Below are 21,072 nucleotides of genomic sequence, written 5' to 3'. Positions count from 1 at the left end.
TGGTCGGGAAACCCCGCGACGGATATCTCGGTTTCCCGGTAGCCTCCTTTTCATCATGCTGATCAGACTGCTTCGCACCTATCTGGCCCCCTACCGGGCCCAATTGGCGGGGGTCGTCGGCCTACAACTGATCGCCGGCATCGCGATGCTGTACCTGCCGACCTTGAACGCCCATCTGATCGACAATGGCGTCACCAAGGGCGATATCGGCTACATCTGGAGCACCGGACTGCGGATGCTCGCGGTCGCCGGTGTGCAGATCATCGCATCCGCCGGCTCGGTCTACCTCGGTGCGCAGGCCGCCATGGGCGCCGGGCGGGATCTGCGCGGGGCGGTACTGCACCGGGTCGGCACCTTTTCCGCGCGCGAGGTCGGCATGTTCGGCGCGCCATCGCTTATCACCCGCAATACCAACGATATTCAGCAGGTTCAGCTGCTCATCGTGATGTCGGCGACCATCCTGGTAATGGCGCCGATCATGTGTGTCGGCGGCATCTTCATGTCGGTGCGCGAGGACTTCGGGCTGTCCTGGCTGCTGTTGATCGCGGTGCCCGCACTGGCCATCTCGATGGGTGCCATCGTGGCCAAGATGGTGCCCGGCTTCCGCGATATGCAGTACCGGATCGATGGGGTCAATCGCGTACTGCGCGAACAGATCACCGGTATCCGGGTGGTGCGCGCATTCGTGCGCGAGCGCCAGGAGACCTGGCGCTTCGCACTGGCCAACTCCGAACTCACCGACGCCGCACTGCGGGTCGGCCGGTTGATGGCGCTGATGTTCCCGCTGGTAATGCTGATCAGCAATGTCACCGCCGTCGCGGTGATCTGGTTCGGCGGGCATTTGATCAATGACGGCCAGATGCAGATCGGCTTGCTCACCGCGATGCTGTCCTACATCATGCAGATCCTGATGGCCGTCACGATGGCCTCGTTCCTGGCCATGATGGCACCGCGCGCGGCCGTCTCGGCCGACCGGATCGCTGAGGTGCTCGACACCGAGACATCGGTGCAGCCGCCGCGGCTGCCGCAGTCGTTCAAGGGCGATCCGGCGCTGGTCGATCTGCAATTCGCCGAATTCGCCTTCCCCGGTGCGGAGAAACCGGTGCTCTCGGCCATTCGGTTCCAGGTCGAGCCGGGCACGACCACGGCCATTGTCGGCTCCACCGGTGCGGGCAAGACGACGTTGCTCAATCTGATTCCCCGGCTCATCGATGTGACCGACGGGGCGATCTATGTCGGCGGCACCGATGTCCGCCACATCGACCTCGAGCTGCTGCGCGAACAGATCGGCCTGGTGCCGCAGAAGGCTTACCTGTTCTCTGGAACGGTGGCGAGCAATCTGCGCTACGGCAATCCGCACGCAACCGACGAGGAACTGTGGCGCTGTCTGGAGATCGCGCAGGCCGCCGACTTCGTGCGGGATATGCCGCAGGGTCTCGAGACCCCGGTCGCGCAGGGCGGCACCACCGTATCGGGTGGGCAGCGCCAGCGGTTGGCCATCGCTCGGGCGCTGGTGAAGAAGCCGCGGGTCCACCTGTTCGACGACTCGTTCTCCGCACTCGACGTCGCCACCGATGCCCGACTGCGCGCGGCACTGCGGCCCGAGACCAGGGACGCGTCGGTAATCATTGTGGCGCAACGTGTTACCACCGTCCGCGATGCCGATCAGATCGTGGTACTCGAAGACGGCGCGATGGCCGGGATCGGCACCCATGACCAGTTGATGCGCGAGTGCGCGGAGTACCAGGAGATCGTCGCCTCGCAGCTCGGCGCCGATGAGGTCGCCGCGGTCGCCCTCGCCAAGCGCAACGGATCGCCACCCGATCCGAGCGGGGACGGGCATCGGGCCCGGCGGGAGGAGAGCCGATGAGGCCCGGCGCGGTGAATCCCGGTGCGCCGGACGCGAAGGCGAAGTCTTTCGGTCCGTCGCTGAAGAAGCTGTTGCACAGGCTCGCACCCGAGCGCATGTATGTCGGTGCGATCGTCGGGCTGGCGATCGTCTCGGTGACGCTGAATACGCTCGGTCCGTACATCCTGGGCAAGGCCACCAACCTGGTCTTCGACGGTGTGATCGGCCGAGGGCTGCCCAGCGGCATCACCAAGGAGGAGGCGATCCAGCTGAAGCGCGCCGCGGGCGAGAACACCGCGGCCGACATGATCGGCGCGATGGATGTCACCCCGGGTGTCGGTGTCGACTTCGGCGCGGTCGGCCGGATCCTGATGCTGGTATTGCTGCTCTATGTCGGCGCAGCGGTGTTCAGCTGGCTGCAGTCGTTTCTGCTCAATATCGTCATCAACCGCACGGTGAAGCGGCTGCGCAGCGATGTCGAGGACAAGATCCACCGACTTCCCTTGCGCTACTTCGATTCCACGCCGCGCGGTGATCTGCTCAGTCGTGTCACCAACGATGTCGACAATGTCTCGCAGAGCCTGCAGCAGACCATGAGCCAGCTGCTCGTCTCGGTCTTCTCGGTAATCGGCATCCTGGTCATCATGATCTGGATCTCGCCGCTGCTGGCGCTGATCGCCCTGCTCACCGTGCCCGCCGCCGTTCTGGTCAGCGCGCAGATCGCCAAACGCTCCAAACCGCACTTCGTGAACCAGTGGAAGTACACCGGCATGGTGAACGCCCAGGTCGAGGAGGCGTTCACCGGGCACGAGGTGGTTACCGCATTCGGCCGCAACCGCGAGGTCGGCGAGGAATTCGACAAGCGCAACAACGATCTCTACGAGTCGAGCTTCAAGGCGCAGTTCATCTCCGGGCTGATCATGCCCGCGATCATGTTCCTCGGGAATGTGAACTTCGTGCTGGTGGCGCTGGTCGGCGGTCTGCGGGTGGCGACTGGCAATCTGTCACTCGGCGAGGTGCAGGCCTTCATCCAATACTCCCGGCAGTTCAGCCAGCCACTGACCCAGCTCGGCGCCATGGCCAATCTGCTGCAATCCGGTGTCGCCTCGGCCGAGCGGATCTTCGAGATCCTCGACGCCGAGGAGCAGTCGCCGGATCCGGTCATGGAGAACACCCGTCCGGTCGATCGCGGCCGGGTCGAATTCGAGGCGGTCTCCTTCCGCTACGAACCGGAGACGCCGGTCATCGAGCGGCTCTCGCTGGTCGCCGAGCCGGGGCATGTGGTCGCCATTGTCGGCCCGACCGGTGCGGGCAAGACCACACTGGTGAATCTGCTGCTGCGGTTCTACGAACTCGACGCGGGCACCATCACCATCGACGGCGTCGATATCGCCGCGATCACCCGCGATCACCTGCGGTCCAGGATCGGCATGGTGCTGCAGGACACCTGGCTGTTCAAGGGCACCATCCGGGAGAACATCGCCTACGGCAATCCGAATGCGAGCGAGGCGGATATTCTCGACGCCGCTCGTGCCGCCTACGTCGACCGCTTCGTGCACGCCCTGCCGCACGGTTACGACACGATCATCGATGAGGAGGGTTCGGGCGTCAGCGCGGGTGAGAAGCAGCTGATCACCATTGCCCGCGCCTTCCTGGCCAAGCCGTCCATCCTGGTCCTCGACGAGGCGACAAGTTCGGTCGACACCCGCACCGAGGCCCTGGTCCAGCACGCCACCGCGGCCCTGCGCCGCGACCGCACCAGCTTCGTGATCGCGCACCGACTCTCCACCATCCGCGATGCCGATCTGATCGTCGTCATGGAGGCGGGCCGCATCGTCGAGCACGGCACCCACGAGCGTTTACTGGAGGAGCGCGGCGCGTACTACCGCCTCTACAATGCACAATTCGCCGCAGCTGCCGCTGACGCGTGAGTATCGGCTGGGGCGAACTGGGCCGAGCTACCAGTTTGCCGAGGTGCCGACTGATTTCGGAGGAACATGGGTAACTCGTCGGGTACGTCCAGAACTAGCTCCCAACCGACCGTCGGCCCGGAGCGGAACTCGAGTGCTTCCTACGTCCGGCAAAAGGCCCGGGGAGGCGGAGGAGCGTCCGATCCCGAAGCCTTCTCGTTTGCCGTTGGTACCCGTCTCGCGGGGCAGCACGGTCGATCGGGTGTGATCAGCACACCGCACGGCGATATCGCCACGCCCGCATTCATCCCGGTCGGCACCAAGGCGACGGTGAAGGCGGTGCTGCCGGAGACCATGCGGGAACTCGGCGCCCAAGCGCTGCTGGCCAATGCCTACCACCTGTATCTGCAGCCGGGTTCGGACATCGTGGACGAGGCGGGTGGGCTGAGCAAGTTCATGAACTGGCCGGGCCCGACCTTCACCGATAGCGGCGGCTTCCAGGTGATGTCGCTCGGTGTCGGTTTCAAAAAGGTGCTGGCCATGGAGGCGGTCGACGTCCGAAGCGACGATGTGATCGCCGCGGGCAAGGAGCGTCTGGCGGTTGTCGACGATGACGGCGTCACCTTCCGCTCCCATCTGGACGGTTCGAAACACCGGTTCACACCCGAGGTTTCGATGGGCATCCAGCATCGGCTCGGCGCGGACATCATCTTCGCCTTCGATGAGCTGACCACCCTGCTCAATACCCGTGCCTACCAGGAGAAGTCGCTACAGCGCACGCACGAATGGGCGCAGCGCTGCATCGACGAGCACGAACGGCTGACCGCCGCGCGCACGCACCGCCCGTACCAGGCGCTGTTCGCGGTGATCCAGGGCGCACAGTACGAAGACCTGCGCCGCAAGGCATGCCGGGAACTGGAATCGGTCCGGGGCGCTGCCGGAACGGGTTTCGACGGCTACGGCATCGGTGGCGCGCTGGAGAAGCACAACCTCGGCACCATTGTCGGCTGGTGCTGTGACGAACTGCCCGAGGACAAGCCGCGCCATATGCTCGGCATCAGCGAGCCCGAGGACATCTTCGTCGCGGTGGAGAACGGTGCGGACACCTTCGACTGCGTGAACCCGTCCCGGGTTGCCCGCAATGCGGCGATCTATGTCGCCGAAGGTCGATTCAATATCAATACCGCCCGATTCCGCCGCGACTTCACCCCGATCGACGAAACCTGCGACTGCTACACCTGCGCCAACTACACCAGGGCCTATATCCACCACCTGTTCAAGGCCAAGGAGATGCTCGCCTCCACGCTGTGCACGATCCACAACGAGCGCTACACGATTCGGCTCGTCGACCGGATCCGCGAGAGCATCGAGGGCGGCTACTTCGACGAATACAAAGCCGAAACGCTCGGCCGCTGGAAGGGGCGCATTCGGACCCCGTAGATCCGAATGCGCACAACAACTTTCAGTTCAACAGTGCGGTTGTTTCCCGGGGCGCGTAGCTCGGCTCGTGCTTTTTCAGGAAGGCGATCACCCGGTAGGTGATCGGCAGCACGATGACCTCGGCCAGCGTCTTCCAGATGAATCCGACGATCACGTAGTTGACGAACTGTCCCCAGCTATCGATGCCGATGGCGGTGGCCGCGATCGAGCAGAAGATCAGTGTGTCACCGAATTCGCCGACGACGGTGGAGCCGATCAATCGGGCCCACAGATGCTTTTCCTTGGTCTTCTCCTTGATCAGCACCAGCGTCGCGGAATTGAGCATCTCGCCGACGAAGTATCCGGTCAGTCCGGCCGCGACCAGCTGCGGTGTGGTGCCGATCACGGACCGGAAGGCTTCCTGATTGTCGTAGAAGGTCGCCGGGGGCAGCTCGATGGCGATCTTGAAGCAGATGACCGCGAGCAACAGGATGGCGAAACCGTAGTAGATGGCCCGGCGGGCGGCCTTGAAGCCGTACACCTCACTGAGCACATCGCCGATGATGTAGGCCAGGGGGAACAGGAACCACGCGCCATCGGTGGAGATCGGCAGGATCTCGATCGGCCCGAGCTTCACCGAATGGTCGGTGAGGAACTGGACGCCCTTGGTTGCGCAGATATTCGAGATGATCAGCGTCGCGGTGAACAGTGCGACGACGGGGGTGTAGTAGCCCCGCGCGGCGGCGGCGAATGCCGCGTGGGCCGCCGCGGGGCCCCCAGATCCTGGGTGTTCTTCAACTGTTTTGGACTCACTCACGCGCTTCATCCAACCAGGTTGTGGAATAGGCTGTACCAATGACGAATCCCGGCGATTCTTCCGACGAGTGGTGGAAGCAGTACGGTGGCGAAGGTGTGTCGCCGGAAGGTGGCGCCCAGGGGTCGGTACCGCAGTACCCGGCGGCTCCGCCGCCCGGATCGGTTCCACAGTATCCGTCCGCGCCGCAGTACCCGCAGCAGCCAGCGCCGCAGCCGACGCCGCCACCCCAGCAGCAGTATCCGAGCTACCCGCAGCAGCCGGTCGCCGGTGCGCAGCAGCCGTATCCGCAGACTCCGGCCTACCCGAACGCGTATCAGCCGTACGGATACCCGCAGCAGGGGCAGGGCACCAACGGGCTCGCGATCGGTTCGCTCGTCGCCTCATTGGTCGGTCTGTGCACCTGCATCGGCTCGATCGTCGGGATCGTGCTCGGCATCATCGCGCTGAATCAGATCAAGGAACGCGGGCAGGAGGGCCGCGGTCTGGCGCTGGCCGGTATCTGGATCGGTGCCGGTGGCATCGTGCTCGGCATCGTCTGGCTGGTCTTCAATATCGCGCTGTCCTCGACCTGACGGTCGTCGAAAATAGCTGTGCCGCAATAGAACAGGGGCGCTCCCGAACCGGGAGCGCCCCTGTTTTCGCGGTGGGAGCGGATCAGGCCTTGACGACCTGGGTGCCGCCAGCGAACTTATCGTGCCAACCCTGCTTGTTCGGGTCCTGCTCGATGGTCACCGCGATGTAGATCGCCATGCCGATCGCGACCAGGTTCCCGAGGCACGGAATGATGTTGGCGACCAGGTACAGGTTGCGCTTGAGCGAAACTTCCGGGGTGATCTTGGCGGCGCCGCCGGGGGCGACGACGCGCAGACCGAGGATCTTCTTGCCCAGCGTGGTCCCCATATTGGTTTCCATCAGCACGAAGTATGCGATGGGGGCCGCGACGATCACGATGAAACCGAGGATCGAGCCGATGAAGCCGATCTTCGACAGGATGAGGTCGATGATGTACGCCGGGATACCGACGATCAGCCCATCGATGAACCTGGCGCCGAACCGGGGCAGCAGCTCACCCGGCTGGCCCGCACCGGAGCCCTGCTGGCCGTACTCACCGTACTGCTGCGGGTAGGGCTGCTGGCCGTAGGGATCCTGCGGCTGTTGTCCGTATTGGGGCTGCTGGCCATACTGTGGCGGCTGCTGGCCGTACTGTGGCGGCTGCTGGCCGTACTGGGGCGGCTGCTGGCCGTACTGGGGTGGCTGCCCCTGAGGGTACTGCTGGCCGCCCTGCGGGTACTGCTGGCCGTACGGCTGCCCGCCTTGCGGATATTGGTTGGGGTCGTACCCACCGCTTGTCATATCTGTTTCCTCGTCAGTGATCAGTAGATCGGTCGATTGCGTACGTTACGGACATCGCGCGGGTTGCAACAACCCATTCTCGTCGAGTGTCCAAGGTTCGTCGGGCAGATGGGCCGGGTCGAATCCGTCGAGCAGCTCGGCGGGCGACACCGGGGGATAGCCGAGTGAACAGGCCAGCGCCGCCGCCACTTGATCGGGTGTATTCCCAAGGGCGAGTTGGTCGGTGAGTGTCACCGCGCCGTCGCGTTTGGCCAGTCGCTTGCCCTGCGCATTCAATACCAGCGGCACGTGTGCGTACTGCGGAACCGGGAGTTCCAGCAGCGTCGCGAGGTAGGCCTGGCGCGGCGTGGACGGCAGCAGATCGTCGCCGCGGACCACCTGATCGATGCCCTGTTCGGCATCGTCGACGACGACGGCCAGGTTGTATGCCGGAATTCCGTCGCCGCGCCGCAGCACGACATCGTCGACCGGGCCGCGGTAGCGCCCGTGCAATTCGTCGACGAATTCGAATTCGCTCGTCTGCGCGCGCAGACGCAGCGCGGCCGGACGGCCGTCGCCACGATGCGCGGCCCGCTGGGCCTCGGTCAGGTCGCGGCAGGTGCCGGGATAGTGGCCGACCGGTCCGTGCGGTGCGGTCGCGGCCTGCTGGATTTCCCTTCGGGTGCAATAGCACTCGTAGGTGAGTCCGGCGGCGGTGAGCCGATCAATGGCCGAGGCGTAGTGGGATAGTCGGTCGCTCTGCCGAACGACGGGACCGTCCCAGTCCAGTCCGATCGCGGCGAGATCGGCCAGCTGGCGCTGCTCGGCCCCCGGCCGCACCCGATCCAGATCATCGACCCGGATTACGAAGCGTCGTCCGGTCGACCGCGCGAACAACCAGGCAAGCACGGCCGTGCGCAGATTTCCGAGGTGCAGATCGCCGGATGGGCTCGGCGCGTACCTGCCTGCCGGAGTACTGGTGGTTGCGGGCACGTTTGCCATGGTAGGGCTGCGGTCCAGATCACCGGATCCGCAGGTGCGGCATGAGTCGGTCTGCGGGAATCGGGGTGCCGCGCTCCAGCGCGGCCAGCAGTGTCTCGGCGTGCGCGATCAGACCGGCGCTATCGATCCCGTACGGCAGCGGGGTGCCCGGATCCGGCGCGTAGGCGCGCAGCCGCGTCACCGCCCGGGTGAGCAGCGTGCGCGCGCCCTTGGGATTGTCCCGCTGGATATGGGTGAGCCCGACTGCGTATTGTGCGAGTCCCTGCCACAGCATCCTTTCGGCGAACGGCCCGTTCTTCCATGCGGCCTCCAATACCTCGTGTGCGTTGAATGCCAGGCCGTCATCGAGCAGTTGCTGGGCGTATGAAAGGGTTTGCTGGGGTGGCAGATTCAGGTCATCCGGAATTCGCGGCACTCCGGCGCTGCCGACCGGCAGCGGCCGCCCGAACCGGTCGCGCGGGCGAGGATTGCGGGCGCGACCTGCCTCGTCGCGGGGGCGTTCGACCATGCGGCCCATCATCCACGGCCGCTGCCGGGGGCGTCCACACGGATCGGGTCGACCTGGATTTATTGACGGATAACGGAGCAATCACATCCGCAAAATGTTTGCTGCCCAGCAAATATGGGAATGAATGTCATCAACCGGCAATGTTCCCGCAACTCTTCATCTTCGCAAGATTGGCAAATGCGCCGGTTGAATGAGCAAGAGATCGGCAAATTCCCGTTGAACCTGCTAGGGTTTATCGCGCGGGGGCGACCCCGCGAGGGTAAATCGCCTCGAAGTGCAGTGCGATCACGACGCACCGTGAAAGTCGCGCGCTTTGGCAAGGCGCACCGCGGGATTCGGCGTTCCGTGCCGGATGCCGGTGCTAGTTAGAACGATGTCAGAAGAAAACTCTCGTTCTCGACGCAGCAAAGGAGCTAGTGCCGTGGAAGTTGACTTGACGGGAGCTGTGTGGCGCAAGAGCACATACAGTGGCCCCGATGGGAACTGCGTGGAAGTCGCTTTTCTCGTTGACGGCAATGTGGCGGTCCGCGACACCAAGGACAACGGCTATGGTCCGTTGTTGGCGTTCACGCCAGGCGAGTGGGATGCATTCCTAACAGGGGTGTCACAGGGGGAGTTCGGACGCGCCTGAACAACAGTCACGTCTGAACCAATCAGCACGGGCCCCGGGTCGGCACGGACTCGGGGCCTTCGCGGGTCATCAGGGGCCTTTTCCATTGCGGCCCTGGTATTTTCAGTGCAGCCCTATTGTTTCTCAGTGGCCCTGTCCGTCGCTGTTGGCCCCGTCTTGGACCTCGCGTAGGACGGCGAGCTGCTTGCGCTCCTCCGCGTGCTCGATCTCCATATTGCGCCGGGACTCCTGCCACGGATCGGGGCGGAAGAATCCGCCGGTGCCCGGCTGACCCGCCGAACCCAGCTGGTTCATCTTCTTCGGCACCGGTGCGCCCTGATACTCCAACGGAATCGGGTGTCCGTGCTCGTCCACCGGACCCAGCGGCTGGTGGATCTCGATGTACTCACCATCCGGTAGTCGCCGGATAATGCCGGTCTCGATGCCGTGCTCCAGTACCGCGCGGTCGCTGCGCTGCAGGCCCAGGCAGAAGCGATACGCGACGTAGTAGGCCACCGCAGGGAGGGTCACAATGCCGATCCGGCCGACCCAGGTGGTCGCGTTCAGCGAGACCTGGAATTTGTAGGCGATGATGTCGTTCACGCAGGACAGCGTCAGTACTACATAGAAGGTGATCGCCATCGCGCCGATCGCGGTGCGCACCGGTACGTCGCGCGGGCGCTGCAGCAGATTGTGGTGCGCGGTGTCCCTGGTCAGGCGGCGTTCGATCCACGGGTAGGCGATCAGGACCGTGAACACCAGACCCATGATCAGCGCACCCCAGAAGGGGGCGGGCACGGTATAGCGGCCCGGATAGAGCTCCCATGGCGGAATCAGGCGCATCATGCCGTCGGTCCACATCATGTAGAAGTCCGGCTGGGTACCCGCGGAGACCTGAGATGGCTTGTAGGGGCCGAAGGCCCAGATCGGGTTGATCTGCAGCAGGCCGCCGAGAAGTGCGACGACACCGAGCGTGAACGCGAAGAACGCGCCCTGATCCAGGGAGAATACCGGCACGATGCGGGTGCCGATCACATTGCGTTCGGTGCGGCCTGGACCCGGGAACTGGGTGTGCTTTTGATACCAGACCAGCGCGATATGCGCGGCGATCAGCGCGAGCATGATGCCGGGGAACAGCAGCACGTGCGCGATGAACAGGCGCGGAATGATGATTTCGCCCGGATAGTCGCCGCCGAACATCAGCCAGTGCATCCAGGTTCCGATGACCGGAATGCCCAGCGTGATGGACGAGAATGCCGCTCGCAGGCCGGTGCCCGAGAGCAGGTCGTCGGGCAGCGAGTAGCCGAAATACCCCTCGAACATGGCCAGGATCAGCAGCAGCGAGCCGAGCACCCAGTTGGCCTCGCGCGGCTTGCGGAATGCGCCGGTGAAGAAGATCCGGAACAGGTGCACGATGATCGAGGCCGCGAAAAGCAGTGCGGCCCAATGGTGTACCTGGCGCACGAACAGACCGCCGCGGACCTCGAAGGAGATGTTCAGCGATGTCTCGTAGGCGCGAGTCATGTCCACCCCGCGCAGCGGCTGGTAGGCGCCGTTGTAGGTGACCTCGGCCATCGATGGATCGAAGTACAGCGTCAGAAAGGTGCCGGACAGCACCAGGATGATGAAGGTGTACAGCGCGATCTCACCGAGTAGGAACGACCAGTGGGTCGGGAACACCTTATTGATCGACCGCTTGACGAACGCCGCGGCCCGATATCGCTCGTCGAAGGCATTGGCTTGCTCGCTTGCCGTCCGACCTATGTCAATAGTCATAGCCGACACCCCCGCCCTGGGTGAGTGGTGGTATGTGTCCTACTACAGACGGTAGCAAGGGTTCGGGCCGGAATCGATAGCTTTACTCAACGGCAATCTGGAACAAGATCATTCAGTTCTTCCCGGTGCTGCCCGTCGCCCCCGGTCATCGGTGCCATATCGTCGTGTCGTGAGTACGCTGGCGGCCCAGGACGCGACGATGTACTGGCTGTCCAGTCGCACTCGTAATGACCTGTTCTTACTCTATTGCTTCGATGATTCCGGGCGTCCGAGCGCGGAACTGCGCGAGTTCGTGGCGCGCCGCAGTGCGCGCATTGCCGATCTGCGCGTCCGGCTGCGCGAGCTGCCGGGAGATCTGGACTATCCGTCATGGGTTCGGGGCGATTTCCGTGCCGAGCAATTTGTGGAACATTTCCTTCCGGAAGCGAATTGGCCGGGTGTGTGCACAGCACTCGGCAAACTGCTCGGCACCGGTGTGGACGCGGCGGTGCGGCCGTGGCGGCTACACGTGTTCCGCGGGATCGACGGTGCGCCGCGGGACGGGTCGGGACCGGCGATGGTGGTCGTGCTGCAGCTGTCGCATGCGCTGGCCGATGGGCGGCGCGGCGCGGTGATCGCCAGGGCGCTGTTCGCCGAATCCGATCCGGTCGAGCCGGTTGCCGCGGCGAGCGATTCGGTTGCCGGGGCGCCGGGCGTTCGCGGTCGACGAATCGCTACTGCGGCAATGGAATTGGCGCCGTGGGATGCCATACAAGTGCATTCGGCACTGGCGCTGTTGCGGATGCCGCTGCGCTTCGTTCGCACGGTCGGCCTGGGCTATCGGGCTTTCCGGGCACAACGGGAGCTGGCCGAATTGACCACTGCGGGAAGGATTCCGGAGCCCGGACCCGGGTTCCCGCCGAGTCTGGTGAACCGGCCTGGCACGCGCCACGATTCAGACGGCCATCGGGTACGGATGATCGTCTGCGACGTCGAGCGGATGCGGTTCTCGGGTCACACCGTGACCGTGGTCGTGCTGACCGCCGTCTCGATCGCGCTCGATCGCTACCTGTCGGCGCGGGATGAACCGGTGGACCGACTCGGCGCCCAGGTGCCGATGGCGTTGTCCGGCAACCGGATTGCGGCTCGCAATAACTATCGCAGCCTCGGCATCGATCTGTTCATCGATGAGCCGGATCCACTGGTCCGCGCGGATAAGATCGCCGCAGCGCTCGCTGCTCGCCGGATCCGTGCCAACCACCCACTGCTGACCGCGCAGGACCGCGTTACCTCCGTCACTCCCGCCCCGCTGCTGCGCCGCGATGTCGATCGCTATCCGATCGATACCGTCCCCGATTCGATAGCCGGACATACCGTGGTCTCGAGCGTTCATCGCGGCCCGGCCGATCTGACCTTCGGTGGCGCACCCGTCCGGTTCACCGGCGGCTTCCCGGCGATCGGGTCGGTCATGCACCTGACCCATGGTGTGCACGGCCTCGGTGACACTGTCACCGTCTCGGTCCATGCCGACGCCGCCGCCGTGCCGGATATCGACGCCTATACCGAGCTGTTGCGTGCCGCGTTGGACGAGGTATTCGACTGTGCGAGACAGACATCGGGCTGAGTCTGCGGTGGGACGGCGTCGAACGCCCGGCTGGCCATGATCGTCCACGGACCCATCGGTGACCGCATGCGCCGCACATGCCTCCGGCCAGCACAGCGACGGTGCTGCGGTGGTGTCGGCCTCGGCGCGGTGATCGGATCTGAGCGGCGGTACCCGGTCAGGTCAGCGGGGCTGCGTACCGACGCCCGCCGGAATCCGGGTTCCATCCGGCCACCCCGGCGCGCACAATGGATGGGCAACCAATACCGCTCTTGAACGACGGACTATCGGGGAGCCTCGCCGCCAGCACGGTTCGAGAAAGAACCCGATCATGACCCGTTCAACCGCTTCGCCGTCGTCATGCGCGCAAGTGTGGTCGGGCCTGCTGCGACTCCCCGAAACCGGCTCGACATTCCAGCGGCTGGTCACGAAACCCTACAACTGAGTATTTCGACCAGGCATTGACCGCAGCCGGTGAGGAGCGTGCGATGTCCACCGCCAACAACATTCGAACGCCGACGGTGCTCATTCTGGGAGCCGGGTTCGGCGGGCTGGAGCTGGCTGCCTGCCTGTCCGAGTCACTGCCCGGCGAGGTCCGGGTCCTGCTCATCGACCGGAATGACGGTTTCACCTTCGGTTTCGCGAAACTGGACATCCTGTTTCGCGACCGGACGCCGGAATCCGTACGCATCCGCTACGACGAACTCGCCCGCCCCGGGGTCGAGTTCCGGCAGGAACAGGTCGTATCGATCGATCCGCGGACCCGACGCGTGGTCACCGACGCCGCCGACTACGACCCGGATTTCCTCGTGGTCGCGCTGGGTGCCGAATACGACCCGGCTGCCACACCCGGCTTCGTCGAGGACGGTCACGAGTACTACTCGATCGACGGAGCGTGCCGACTGCGCGATCGGCTGGCCCGATTCGACGGCGGAACCATTCTGATCGCGGTGTTGAGCGTGCCGTTCAAATGCCCGCCCGCACCCTACGAGGGCGCGATGCTGCTGCACGAGCTGCTGAGCCGTCGCGGCATCCGCGACCGCACCCGCATGCACGTGCTCTCCCCGATGGACGCACCGATCCCCGTTTCCGCGGACACCTCCGCCGCGCTCGTCGCGGCCCTCGCGCAACGCGGGATCGAATACTCTCCGGGGCGGCGGGTCCGCGCTCTCGATCGGGAGAAACATATCGCGACCACTCGCGCGGGCGATCTCGAATATGACCTGTTCATCGGCATCCCGACCCACTGTGTCCCGCCCGTGGTCGCGGCCTCCGGGCTGACCGTCGATGGCGGCGATGGCTGGATCCACGTCGATCCGCGCACGCTCGCCACGCCGTATCCGGGCGTCTATGCCGTTGGCGACTGCGCGGACGCGCCGGTGCCGCGGGCCGGTGTGTTCGCCGAGAACGCCGCCCGCACGGTCGCGGCGCACATTATCGCGCAGCTGCACGAGACACCCGCGCCCGGAAAGTATCTCGGCCAGGGTTCCTGCTATATCGAATTCGGGGGCGGCCTCGTCGGCAAGGTCGACGCCGACTTCCTCTCCGGGCCAACGCCGGTCGCACCGTTCATCGGGCCCTCTGTCGAACTCGCCAGGGAGAAGGCCGAATTCGCCGCCACACGAATTCGGCGCTGGTTCAAGCCTTGAAAGCCCGGTTCGTGTGCGCCTGCACTTCGGAGCCGCGAACACGCGTGTCTGCCATGCCGAAGGTTCGAGGTACCTCGCTTGGCGGTGGATGCCCGGACCTCCCTCGCCCGGTGACGTCACAACCTGGTCGACATCGCCGAGCGAGTTCGATTCCTATTGCGCGATATACGGATTCGTTCGGTCAGTCGCTACCGAACCAGCCTTTGGGGAAGAAGTTGTTCCAGCCCCAGCCCTTGGGAAACAGATTGTTCGAACCCCAGCCTTGGTTCCAGCCGTGGCACCCGTCGTCGTACCGACGATCGCCCTGCCAACCATCCTCGCCCCAACCATTGCTGCCCCACCGGCAACGAATGGTGCCCGGACATGCCTCGCTCGGCGCCGTCACAACCTGGTCTACATCGCCGAGCGAACTCGATTCCTATAGCGCGATACGCGGATTCGTGCGGTCAGTCACTGCCCCAGCCTTTGGGAAAGAAATTGTTCGAGCCCCAGCCTGGGGGGATGCCCCAGCCTGGCGGGAAGAAGCCCCAACCTGGCGGGAAGAGATGTTTCACGCCCCAGCCGCCGCATTTGTCGGTGTCCCAACGATCACTCTGCCAGCGATCGATGCCCCCAAGGTCGTAACTGTCGTCACAGCCATAGTCATGATCAGTGCGCACTACACCGGGTGTGGGCGCCGGTCCCGCCATGGCGGGAACCGACACCATCGGAATCGTCATCGCGGCCCCGACCAGCGCGACCGTCGCGAGCCGCCGACCGGTATCGGCGGCGGTCTTTTTGGTAATCATCGTGCCTTCTTCCGGCGAGTTCATCGCACGGGTCCGACTCGCCGATTCGTCGAGCTATCCATCCCCCGACGCATCTGATCCTAGGCGCGGGGCGCCGGTCGCCACCAGCATCCCGACAGCCTGAAACCACCCGAAATGCGCGCGAACCGCCGCGCCGAGTCGATGCTCCGGTTGTCGCTGTGCCGCCGCGCTGACCCAAAGGGGACCGATCTCCTGCGGATCCCCTGGGTCACTACACGAACACACCGATGAACCGTGGATTCTCTGCTACGAGGATTTGAGTGCTCAGCCAAATCCATTGCGTTTCAGGCTGTTTCGGCGCATCTCACGATTCAATTGTTAGGGCCGCGTGTTGACGTCGTCAACGCCGATCCCGAGTCGATCGTCCTCGCCCGACGTGCTGAGGTACTGGCCGAGAGTATGGCGATGGCCATGGCGAGAGTCCAGACATCCAGCGCGAAGGCCGCGACACGTTCCTGGCCACCCATTCCGATTCCCGTGTCGACCTGACCGAAGAACAGCAACGCCCCCGCCACCGCGGCGGCGGCTATGGCGAGGGTGATGGGGCGCAGTCTGCCGAACGGAGAATCCCGGCGGACGAATCCGGCACAGCAGAGGCCGATATTTCCCAATCCCATGATGAACAGCGCGCCCAGTAGATGAAGGTTCTCGTCGACGTCCGCGGGAACAAGGCCGACCAAGACCCATCCGGCCGCATTGATGGCAAAGAGAATTCGAGAACCCACCGATATCCGGCCGCGGCCCCAGCAGGCACCGGTCAGCAGCATACCGGCGAGCAGCAATACGCCATGGAGGACGAAAGAGGCGTTCATCGCGTCGTGCAACGGTGAGCACACATATCGAGGTCGAGAGGGATCCGCGATCTGGCAGTAGACGTTGCCGAGATCGCTGATGTTGTTGTCCGCCCAGCTGTACGGCGTGCGCCAGCCGGATTGCACGATCAGTTGGACGACGAGGAACTGCACGGCGGCGACGATCCATGTGACCGCACCGACCCGTACTGCCACGGAGGTGCGGATTTCGGAGTGAGCCGCGGGTTTGGATTTCACGATTTCCTTCCTGGCCCCGAATCGAGCCGGTTTTCTTTTCGTGAACGTTCGCAGTTGAGCGGGTCCCTGCACATCGCTGCGAATGGGGAAATCGGAATCCCCGCGTAGCGGGAGTCGGTGCTGGCTCTTTCGGGGGAGGTGCGCCGAACGGCTCGCCGGTAGGGTCCGGACGGTGAGTGCGGTGATTCGTTCGCTTTTCGGCAGAGTCATGTATCGGGCTTGGCTATATGCGGCTATCGGCGCTGTCGTAAGCCTGCCTCCGATGGTCTCGGCCGTCGTCGCGTCGTCGCCGAAGTGGCCGGTGGCGCTGCGGGTCGTGGGATTCACTGTCGCGCTGTGCGCGGTAGTCGTGATGATGGGCGCTCCGCGGGCGGTGCGTCGGGGGTGCGTCGGACTGGCCAACCAGCTGCTGGGTACCGATCTGTCCGCCCCGCTGGAATCACCGATGTCCCCCTGGGGTGATCGGCTCCGGACATCGGCGTACCTGGCCGCACACATGGCGATCGGTGCGATGGTGACCGCGGCGACCTGGTTGTCGGTGTTCGCGGCCGTGGTGTTCGTCGCGGTCTGGTCGAGTGGTGGCGGTCCGGTGGCGAGCTTCGGATGGACCATCGACGTGCGGCACGGGTGGCAGGGCCTGTGGACGCTGCTCGTATCCGCCGGATGTCTGACGGTCGCGGCTTGCGTCGCCGTCGGCGGCGCGCTGATTATGCGCTCGTTCGCCCAATTCCTGCTCGGCATAACGGCCGCCGAGCGACTCGCCTCCGTGGAGGAGCAGTTGGATCGGCTGGCCCAGCGCAACCGCTTGGCCCAGGAGCTGCACGACTCGATCGGGCACACCTTGACGGCCTCGACCATCCAGGCCGCTGTCGCGGGGGAACTGATGGACAGCGATCCGCAGGCGGCCCGACGCGCGCTCAGCAGCATCGAGGAGACGTCCCGCGCGGCGATGGACGATCTCGACCATGTGCTCGGCGTGCTGCGGGAAGGGAGGTCGCCCACCGCGCCGCAGCACACGCTCGCCGACCTCGGGCCCTTGACGGAGCGGGTCCGGCAGGCCGGCGCCGGGCTGCGTGTGGTGACGTTCGGAGACCTCACCCAGGTCCAGGCCACCGTGTCGCGAGAGGCTTACCGGATCATTCAGGAGGGCCTGACCAACGCCTTGCGGCACAGTGAAATGACCGAGATCAGCCTGCGGGTAGCAGTGCAGGACGGCTGCCTGGAAGTGGAGCTCATCAACCCGCTCGATGCCAACGTGCCCTTCCGCCCGGACCGGGAGCAGGGACACGGGCTGACCGGGATCGCCGAACGGGTGCGGCTGCTGCGTGGCGAGGTGTCCGCTGGGCGTACGGGAGAGCGGGGCACGCATTGGCGGCTGATCGTACGGATACCGCTACGGTCGGTGCCATGAACGCAAGCGGTGGCCCCGACCCTGGCCCGCGGGTCACCGTCCTCATCGTGGACGACGAGGAGCTCACCCGCACCGGCCTGCGGGCCTTACTCTCGGCCAAACCCGACCTGGACGTCGTCGGCGAGGCAGCGGACGGCGCCGATGTGCTTCCCATGGTCGAGCGGCTCCGCCCCGACGTCGTCCTGATGGACGTGCGGATGCCGGGTGTGGACGGCATCGAGGCGACCCGGCGGCTGCGGTCCACGCTGCCCGACCCGCCGAAGGTCATCGTGATCACCACCTTCGAGAACGACGAATACGTCTATGACGCCCTGCGGGTCGGCGCAAGTGGGTTTATCCGAAAGCGAGCGCCCGTACAGCAGATCGCGCACGCCATCCGGCTGGTGGCCACGGGCGACTCCGTGCTCTTCCCGGATGCCGTTCGCCGCTTGGCGGCAGGCAGGCCGATACGTCGGCATGCCGCCACCGGTAGGGCGACCGCGCTGACCGGCCGCGAGACCGAGACGCTGCGGCTCATGGCGAAGGGGCAGTCCAATCCAGAAGTCGCCGAACAACTGCAGGTGAGCCTGGAGACTGTGAAAACGCACGTGGGCAATGTGCTGGCCAAGCTGGGCGCGAGCAATCGCACCCAGGCCGTCGTCTTCGCCTACGAAGCGGGTCTGGTGGGCTTGGGGGCAGACGACGACTAGTGACGAGGTATCGGTATCTCCGATACCTCGGCCCCTTTGACTTGTCACAAACCGACAGGCCAAAGGGGCCGCGTGCCGCAGCCGATATATCCACGGGTCCATTTCAGGCGGTATCGCGACCTGTTCGACAGAGTGGAACGTCTGTCAATCGGTCACGGATTGGACTGTGGCGTCCTCAGCTGGGCCGAGGGCTCGTGGGGGTGCGGTGAGGGCCTGCATTGCGCCTAGACCTGCGCCGATTCCCGCGCCGATGGCGGCGAGCGGTGCCGCCATGATGGCCGCGCCGTATGTGGCGCCGATGGGCCCCGCGGCGAGACCGATCGGTGCGAACGGCAAGCCGATCGCCAGCCCGAGTGCACCGCCGACACCTGCGCCGATCAGCGCGAACGGGCTCGCCACCGTTGCGCCTGCGGCAGCACCGAGCGCCGCGGAGCCGACGGTCTGACTCGCAATACGATCGGAGCGAGTGCGTTCCATGCCGAGCGAGTCGAAGAACGTTGCGAGATCCGCCTCGGTGACCGCCGCGGCGTCGTTGAGTTGGATGGCGGGCTCCCGTGGCAGCCAATCCGGCGCCTCGACCTGCACGTTGCCGAAACGCAACATGCCCGGCGGCGGCGCGATCGGCGGCACCGGCTCGACCGGGACCGGGCCGTGCAGGAACTCGACCGGCGACAGATACTCGCTTTTCGGTACCGGCCGCGCCCACTGCAGTGAACTGCGCGTGTCGTCCGGGATTCGCGTTCCCCGGTACGGGCGCACATTCGGCGCTTGGGCGGAGGGCCAGTCCCGGGACTGTCTCGGCTGCTCTGCCTGCACGGCGGGGGTCCCCTCGTCGGCATCCGTGTCGTCGGCGACGAAGGCAACATCGCCGCCGTGCTCGGTCTGGCTCACCGGAACGTACCGGCCGGGCTCGGCATTGGCGGTACCGCTGCTACCCACCAGAGTGAGAACAACGGGAACCGCTCCAGCCACCACCATCGACCCCACCTTCTGCTGACGCAAACTGACTTTCCTGTGCTTGCCTGTGCCCATCTATTACCTTTCACAGTGCAGAGACCTTGTTGATTCGCATTCGGATCACAGGGCGTCTTGGATGGTCGAGCATGCCGTGACAGGTTCGAACCTGGGCCATCACCAGGAGTTTTCGGCTGTCGAGCACCCTGGATCGCGGGTGAACATGCCCACCATCAACCAGCTGCGCCGCAATAGGGCACATGACTCGGTCGGACTTGCCGAGCAGTCGGTGCTGGATCCCGGGGGTGTCCCATGTCTTTAGTCAAGCGGCGGCACGGTTTCGGTGGCTTTTACCGACCTGCAGGCTCTCGACGATGTGCAGGTTGCCCGTCAACAAAAACAGCAGGTCAGGGCAATGAATACTGCCCTGACCTGCTGTTTGTGGCGGAGGATAGGGGATTTGAACCCCTGAGGGCGTTAACCCAACCCGCGTTCCAGGCGAGCGCCATAGGCCACTAGGCGAATCCTCCGTGCAGCAGCATACCGGGTGCACCCGGTCGGTCACCAAATTGGGGCTGGTGGAGGCGAGAAGTCCCAGTTCGGTCCCGTTTCGACGCGGTACGGTCCACCCCCGTGGTGATCGTTGTCGGATCTGCCCGCTACACTTGCGAACGGATCCCGCGCGGCGCGCATCCTGTGAACTCCCCCAGGGCCGGAAGGCAGTAAGGGTCAACGGGCTCTGCCGGGTGCGCGGGGTCCCCTATATTCTCTCCAATTCGGAGCAACCGCCGGGTAACGTGAACACGGTCCGCCGGACGTCCAACGCGCTCGGCCGGATCAGCCGTCCGACCGCGGCACATCGGTTCGGACGTCAATCACCCCTTAGCTGCTTCGAAAGGCTGCCCAGGATGCCCCGGCAAACGCAGATCGGTTTGATGAGCAATCCGGAGCTCGTGTCCGAACACGAGATCCAGACCGCGAATTACGCGAGGCTCAAGACCGAGAAGCTCACGCTGGACCTCACCCGGGGAAAACCTTCGCCGGAACAACTCGACCTCTCCGCGGAACTGCTCTCGCTGCCCGGTGCGGGCGATTTCAAGGATGGCACCGGCACCGACTGCCGCAACTACGGTGGGCTGCACGGTCTCCCGGAGCTGCGCGCGATCTTCGGTGAGCTACTCGGCATTCCGGTCGAGAACCTGATCGCGGGCAATAACGCCAGCCTCGAGCTGATGCACGATGTGATCACCTACGCAATGCTGTACGGCACCCCGGATTCCGAGCGGCGCTGGGTGGCCGAGCCCACCTTGAAGTTCCTGTGCCCCAGTCCGGGCTATGACCGGCACTTCGCCATAACCGAGGCGCTCGGCTTCGAGATGATTCCGATTCCGATCCGTCACGACGGTCCGGATGCGCACGCCATTGCCGAGCTGGTGGCGAACGATCCACAGATCAAGGGACTGTGGGCGGTGCCGAACTACTCCAACCCGACCGGTGTCATCTTCTCCGAAGACATTGTCCGGGAACTGGTTTCGATGCCGACCGCAGCGCCGGACTTCCGGCTGATCTGGGACAACGCCTATGCGGTGCACCCGCTGACCGATACCGCCGCAATAACGTCGCCTTCTTTAGACCAAACCTCAACGACCATGGCTTTTGATAAATATGCTTCTTCTAAAATTTCAGGTAATTTATGTATGTTATGC

At 64.8% G+C, this 21,072-nt stretch carries 17 protein-coding genes, 1 tRNA gene, 1 other RNA gene and 1 pseudogene; 11 read left to right on the top strand and 9 right to left on the bottom strand.

Features of this window, described 5'->3' with window-relative positions; genetic code table 11:
* Positions 1-55 precede the first annotated feature (55 nt).
* The 3 genes and pseudogenes from ABZW16_RS13035 to tgt all read left to right on the top strand — a co-directional run.
* Positions 56-1,870: an ABC transporter ATP-binding protein gene (locus tag ABZW16_RS13035; protein WP_354955341.1), complete on the top strand. Its 1,815-nt coding sequence runs from the start codon at positions 56-58 to the stop codon at positions 1,868-1,870.
* Complete coding sequence (locus tag ABZW16_RS13030) at positions 1,867-3,780, top strand: ABC transporter ATP-binding protein (protein ID WP_354955339.1); 1,914 nt, start codon at positions 1,867-1,869, stop codon at positions 3,778-3,780. The genes ABZW16_RS13035 and ABZW16_RS13030 overlap by 4 nt, the downstream gene beginning before the upstream one ends.
* A gap of 177 nt (positions 3,781-3,957) precedes the next feature.
* Positions 3,958-5,199 (top strand): annotated as a pseudogene (gene tgt, locus ABZW16_RS13025) (tRNA guanosine(34) transglycosylase Tgt); the annotation flags it as partial.
* Positions 5,200-5,221: 22 nt separating this feature from the next.
* Here tgt and ABZW16_RS13020 read toward each other — a convergent pair.
* A complete protein-coding gene (locus ABZW16_RS13020) occupies positions 5,222-6,004 on the bottom strand; it encodes a queuosine precursor transporter (protein ID WP_354955337.1) in 783 nt (260 codons plus the stop codon).
* A 29-nt stretch (positions 6,005-6,033) separates the two neighbouring features.
* Between ABZW16_RS13020 and ABZW16_RS13015 the strand changes: the two genes are divergently transcribed.
* Complete coding sequence (locus ABZW16_RS13015; RefSeq protein WP_354955335.1) at positions 6,034-6,567, top strand: DUF4190 domain-containing protein; 534 nt, start codon at positions 6,034-6,036, stop codon at positions 6,565-6,567.
* Positions 6,568-6,649: 82 nt separating this feature from the next.
* Here the strand turns inward: ABZW16_RS13015 and ABZW16_RS13010 are convergent, their stop codons facing one another.
* Genes ABZW16_RS13010 through ABZW16_RS13000 form a run of 3 tightly spaced genes read right to left on the bottom strand, consistent with a single transcriptional unit; the run spans position 6,650 to position 8,837 of the window.
* Positions 6,650-7,348, bottom strand: coding sequence for an RDD family protein (locus ABZW16_RS13010; protein WP_354955333.1), 699 nt, complete (start codon positions 7,346-7,348; stop codon positions 6,650-6,652).
* 45 nt (positions 7,349-7,393) lie between these two features.
* Positions 7,394-8,329 carry a tRNA glutamyl-Q(34) synthetase GluQRS gene (gene gluQRS / locus ABZW16_RS13005; RefSeq protein WP_354955331.1) on the bottom strand — a complete coding sequence of 312 codons (936 nt, stop codon included), beginning with the start codon at positions 8,327-8,329 and terminating at the stop codon, positions 7,394-7,396.
* A 19-nt stretch (positions 8,330-8,348) separates the two neighbouring features.
* Positions 8,349-8,837 carry a DUF309 domain-containing protein gene (locus ABZW16_RS13000; RefSeq protein ID WP_354955329.1) on the bottom strand — a complete coding sequence of 163 codons (489 nt, stop codon included), beginning with the start codon at positions 8,835-8,837 and terminating at the stop codon, positions 8,349-8,351.
* A 421-nt stretch (positions 8,838-9,258) separates the two neighbouring features.
* On the opposite strand from ABZW16_RS13000, the gene ABZW16_RS12995 reads away from it, so the two are divergent.
* Complete coding sequence (locus ABZW16_RS12995; protein WP_354955327.1) at positions 9,259-9,468, top strand: DUF397 domain-containing protein; 210 nt, start codon at positions 9,259-9,261, stop codon at positions 9,466-9,468.
* 123 nt (positions 9,469-9,591) lie between these two features.
* On the opposite strand, the gene ABZW16_RS12990 is transcribed toward ABZW16_RS12995, so the two are convergent.
* A complete protein-coding gene (locus ABZW16_RS12990; RefSeq protein ID WP_354955325.1) occupies positions 9,592-11,223 on the bottom strand; it encodes a cytochrome bc complex cytochrome b subunit in 1,632 nt (543 codons plus the stop codon).
* 169 nt (positions 11,224-11,392) lie between these two features.
* Between ABZW16_RS12990 and ABZW16_RS12985 the strand changes: the two genes are divergently transcribed.
* Together ABZW16_RS12985 and ABZW16_RS12980 are read left to right on the top strand one after the other, a co-directional pair.
* Entirely contained in the window at positions 11,393-12,826 is a 1,434-nt protein-coding gene (locus ABZW16_RS12985; protein ID WP_354955323.1) for a WS/DGAT domain-containing protein, read from the top strand.
* 467 nt (positions 12,827-13,293) lie between these two features.
* Positions 13,294-14,454, top strand: coding sequence for an FAD-dependent oxidoreductase (locus ABZW16_RS12980; protein ID WP_354955321.1), 1,161 nt, complete (start codon positions 13,294-13,296; stop codon positions 14,452-14,454).
* A gap of 446 nt (positions 14,455-14,900) precedes the next feature.
* On the opposite strand, the gene ABZW16_RS12975 is transcribed toward ABZW16_RS12980, so the two are convergent.
* Entirely contained in the window at positions 14,901-15,266 is a 366-nt protein-coding gene (locus ABZW16_RS12975; RefSeq protein WP_354955319.1) for a hypothetical protein, read from the bottom strand.
* A 308-nt stretch (positions 15,267-15,574) separates the two neighbouring features.
* Positions 15,575-16,312, bottom strand: coding sequence for a DUF998 domain-containing protein (locus ABZW16_RS12970; RefSeq protein WP_354955317.1), 738 nt, complete (start codon positions 16,310-16,312; stop codon positions 15,575-15,577).
* A gap of 262 nt (positions 16,313-16,574) precedes the next feature.
* On the opposite strand from ABZW16_RS12970, the gene ABZW16_RS12965 reads away from it, so the two are divergent.
* Both ABZW16_RS12965 and ABZW16_RS12960 read left to right on the top strand, forming a co-directional pair.
* The gene (locus ABZW16_RS12965; protein ID WP_354955315.1) at positions 16,575-17,723 is read left to right on the top strand and encodes a histidine kinase; all 1,149 of its coding nucleotides are present in this window, start codon (positions 16,575-16,577) and stop codon (positions 17,721-17,723) included.
* On the top strand, positions 17,720-18,412 hold the full coding sequence (locus ABZW16_RS12960) for a response regulator transcription factor (RefSeq protein WP_354955313.1): 693 nt from the start codon (positions 17,720-17,722) through the stop codon (positions 18,410-18,412). Before ABZW16_RS12965 ends, ABZW16_RS12960 begins: the two co-directional genes overlap by 4 nt.
* Positions 18,413-18,556: 144 nt before the next feature.
* On the opposite strand, the gene ABZW16_RS12955 is transcribed toward ABZW16_RS12960, so the two are convergent.
* Together ABZW16_RS12955 and ABZW16_RS12950 are read right to left on the bottom strand one after the other, a co-directional pair.
* Entirely contained in the window at positions 18,557-19,390 is an 834-nt protein-coding gene (locus ABZW16_RS12955; RefSeq protein WP_354955311.1) for a hypothetical protein, read from the bottom strand.
* Between the two features lie 418 nt (positions 19,391-19,808).
* Positions 19,809-19,896 (bottom strand) — tRNA-Ser (locus ABZW16_RS12950).
* A 140-nt stretch (positions 19,897-20,036) separates the two neighbouring features.
* Here ABZW16_RS12950 and ffs point away from each other — a divergent pair.
* Together ffs and ABZW16_RS12940 are read left to right on the top strand one after the other, a co-directional pair.
* An RNA gene (ffs, locus tag ABZW16_RS12945) (signal recognition particle sRNA small type) lies at positions 20,037-20,131 on the top strand.
* Positions 20,132-20,274: 143 nt separating this feature from the next.
* On the top strand, positions 20,275-21,072 hold a 798-nt coding region (locus ABZW16_RS12940), incomplete at its 3' end, for an aminotransferase class I/II-fold pyridoxal phosphate-dependent enzyme (RefSeq protein ID WP_354955309.1).

Source organism: Nocardia sp. NPDC004604 (genome assembly GCF_040609795.1).
Lineage (GTDB): Bacteria > Actinomycetota > Actinomycetes > Mycobacteriales > Mycobacteriaceae > Nocardia.
Note: the sequence above shows the minus strand (reverse complement) of the source record. Positions and strands in the feature narration are given on the sequence as shown.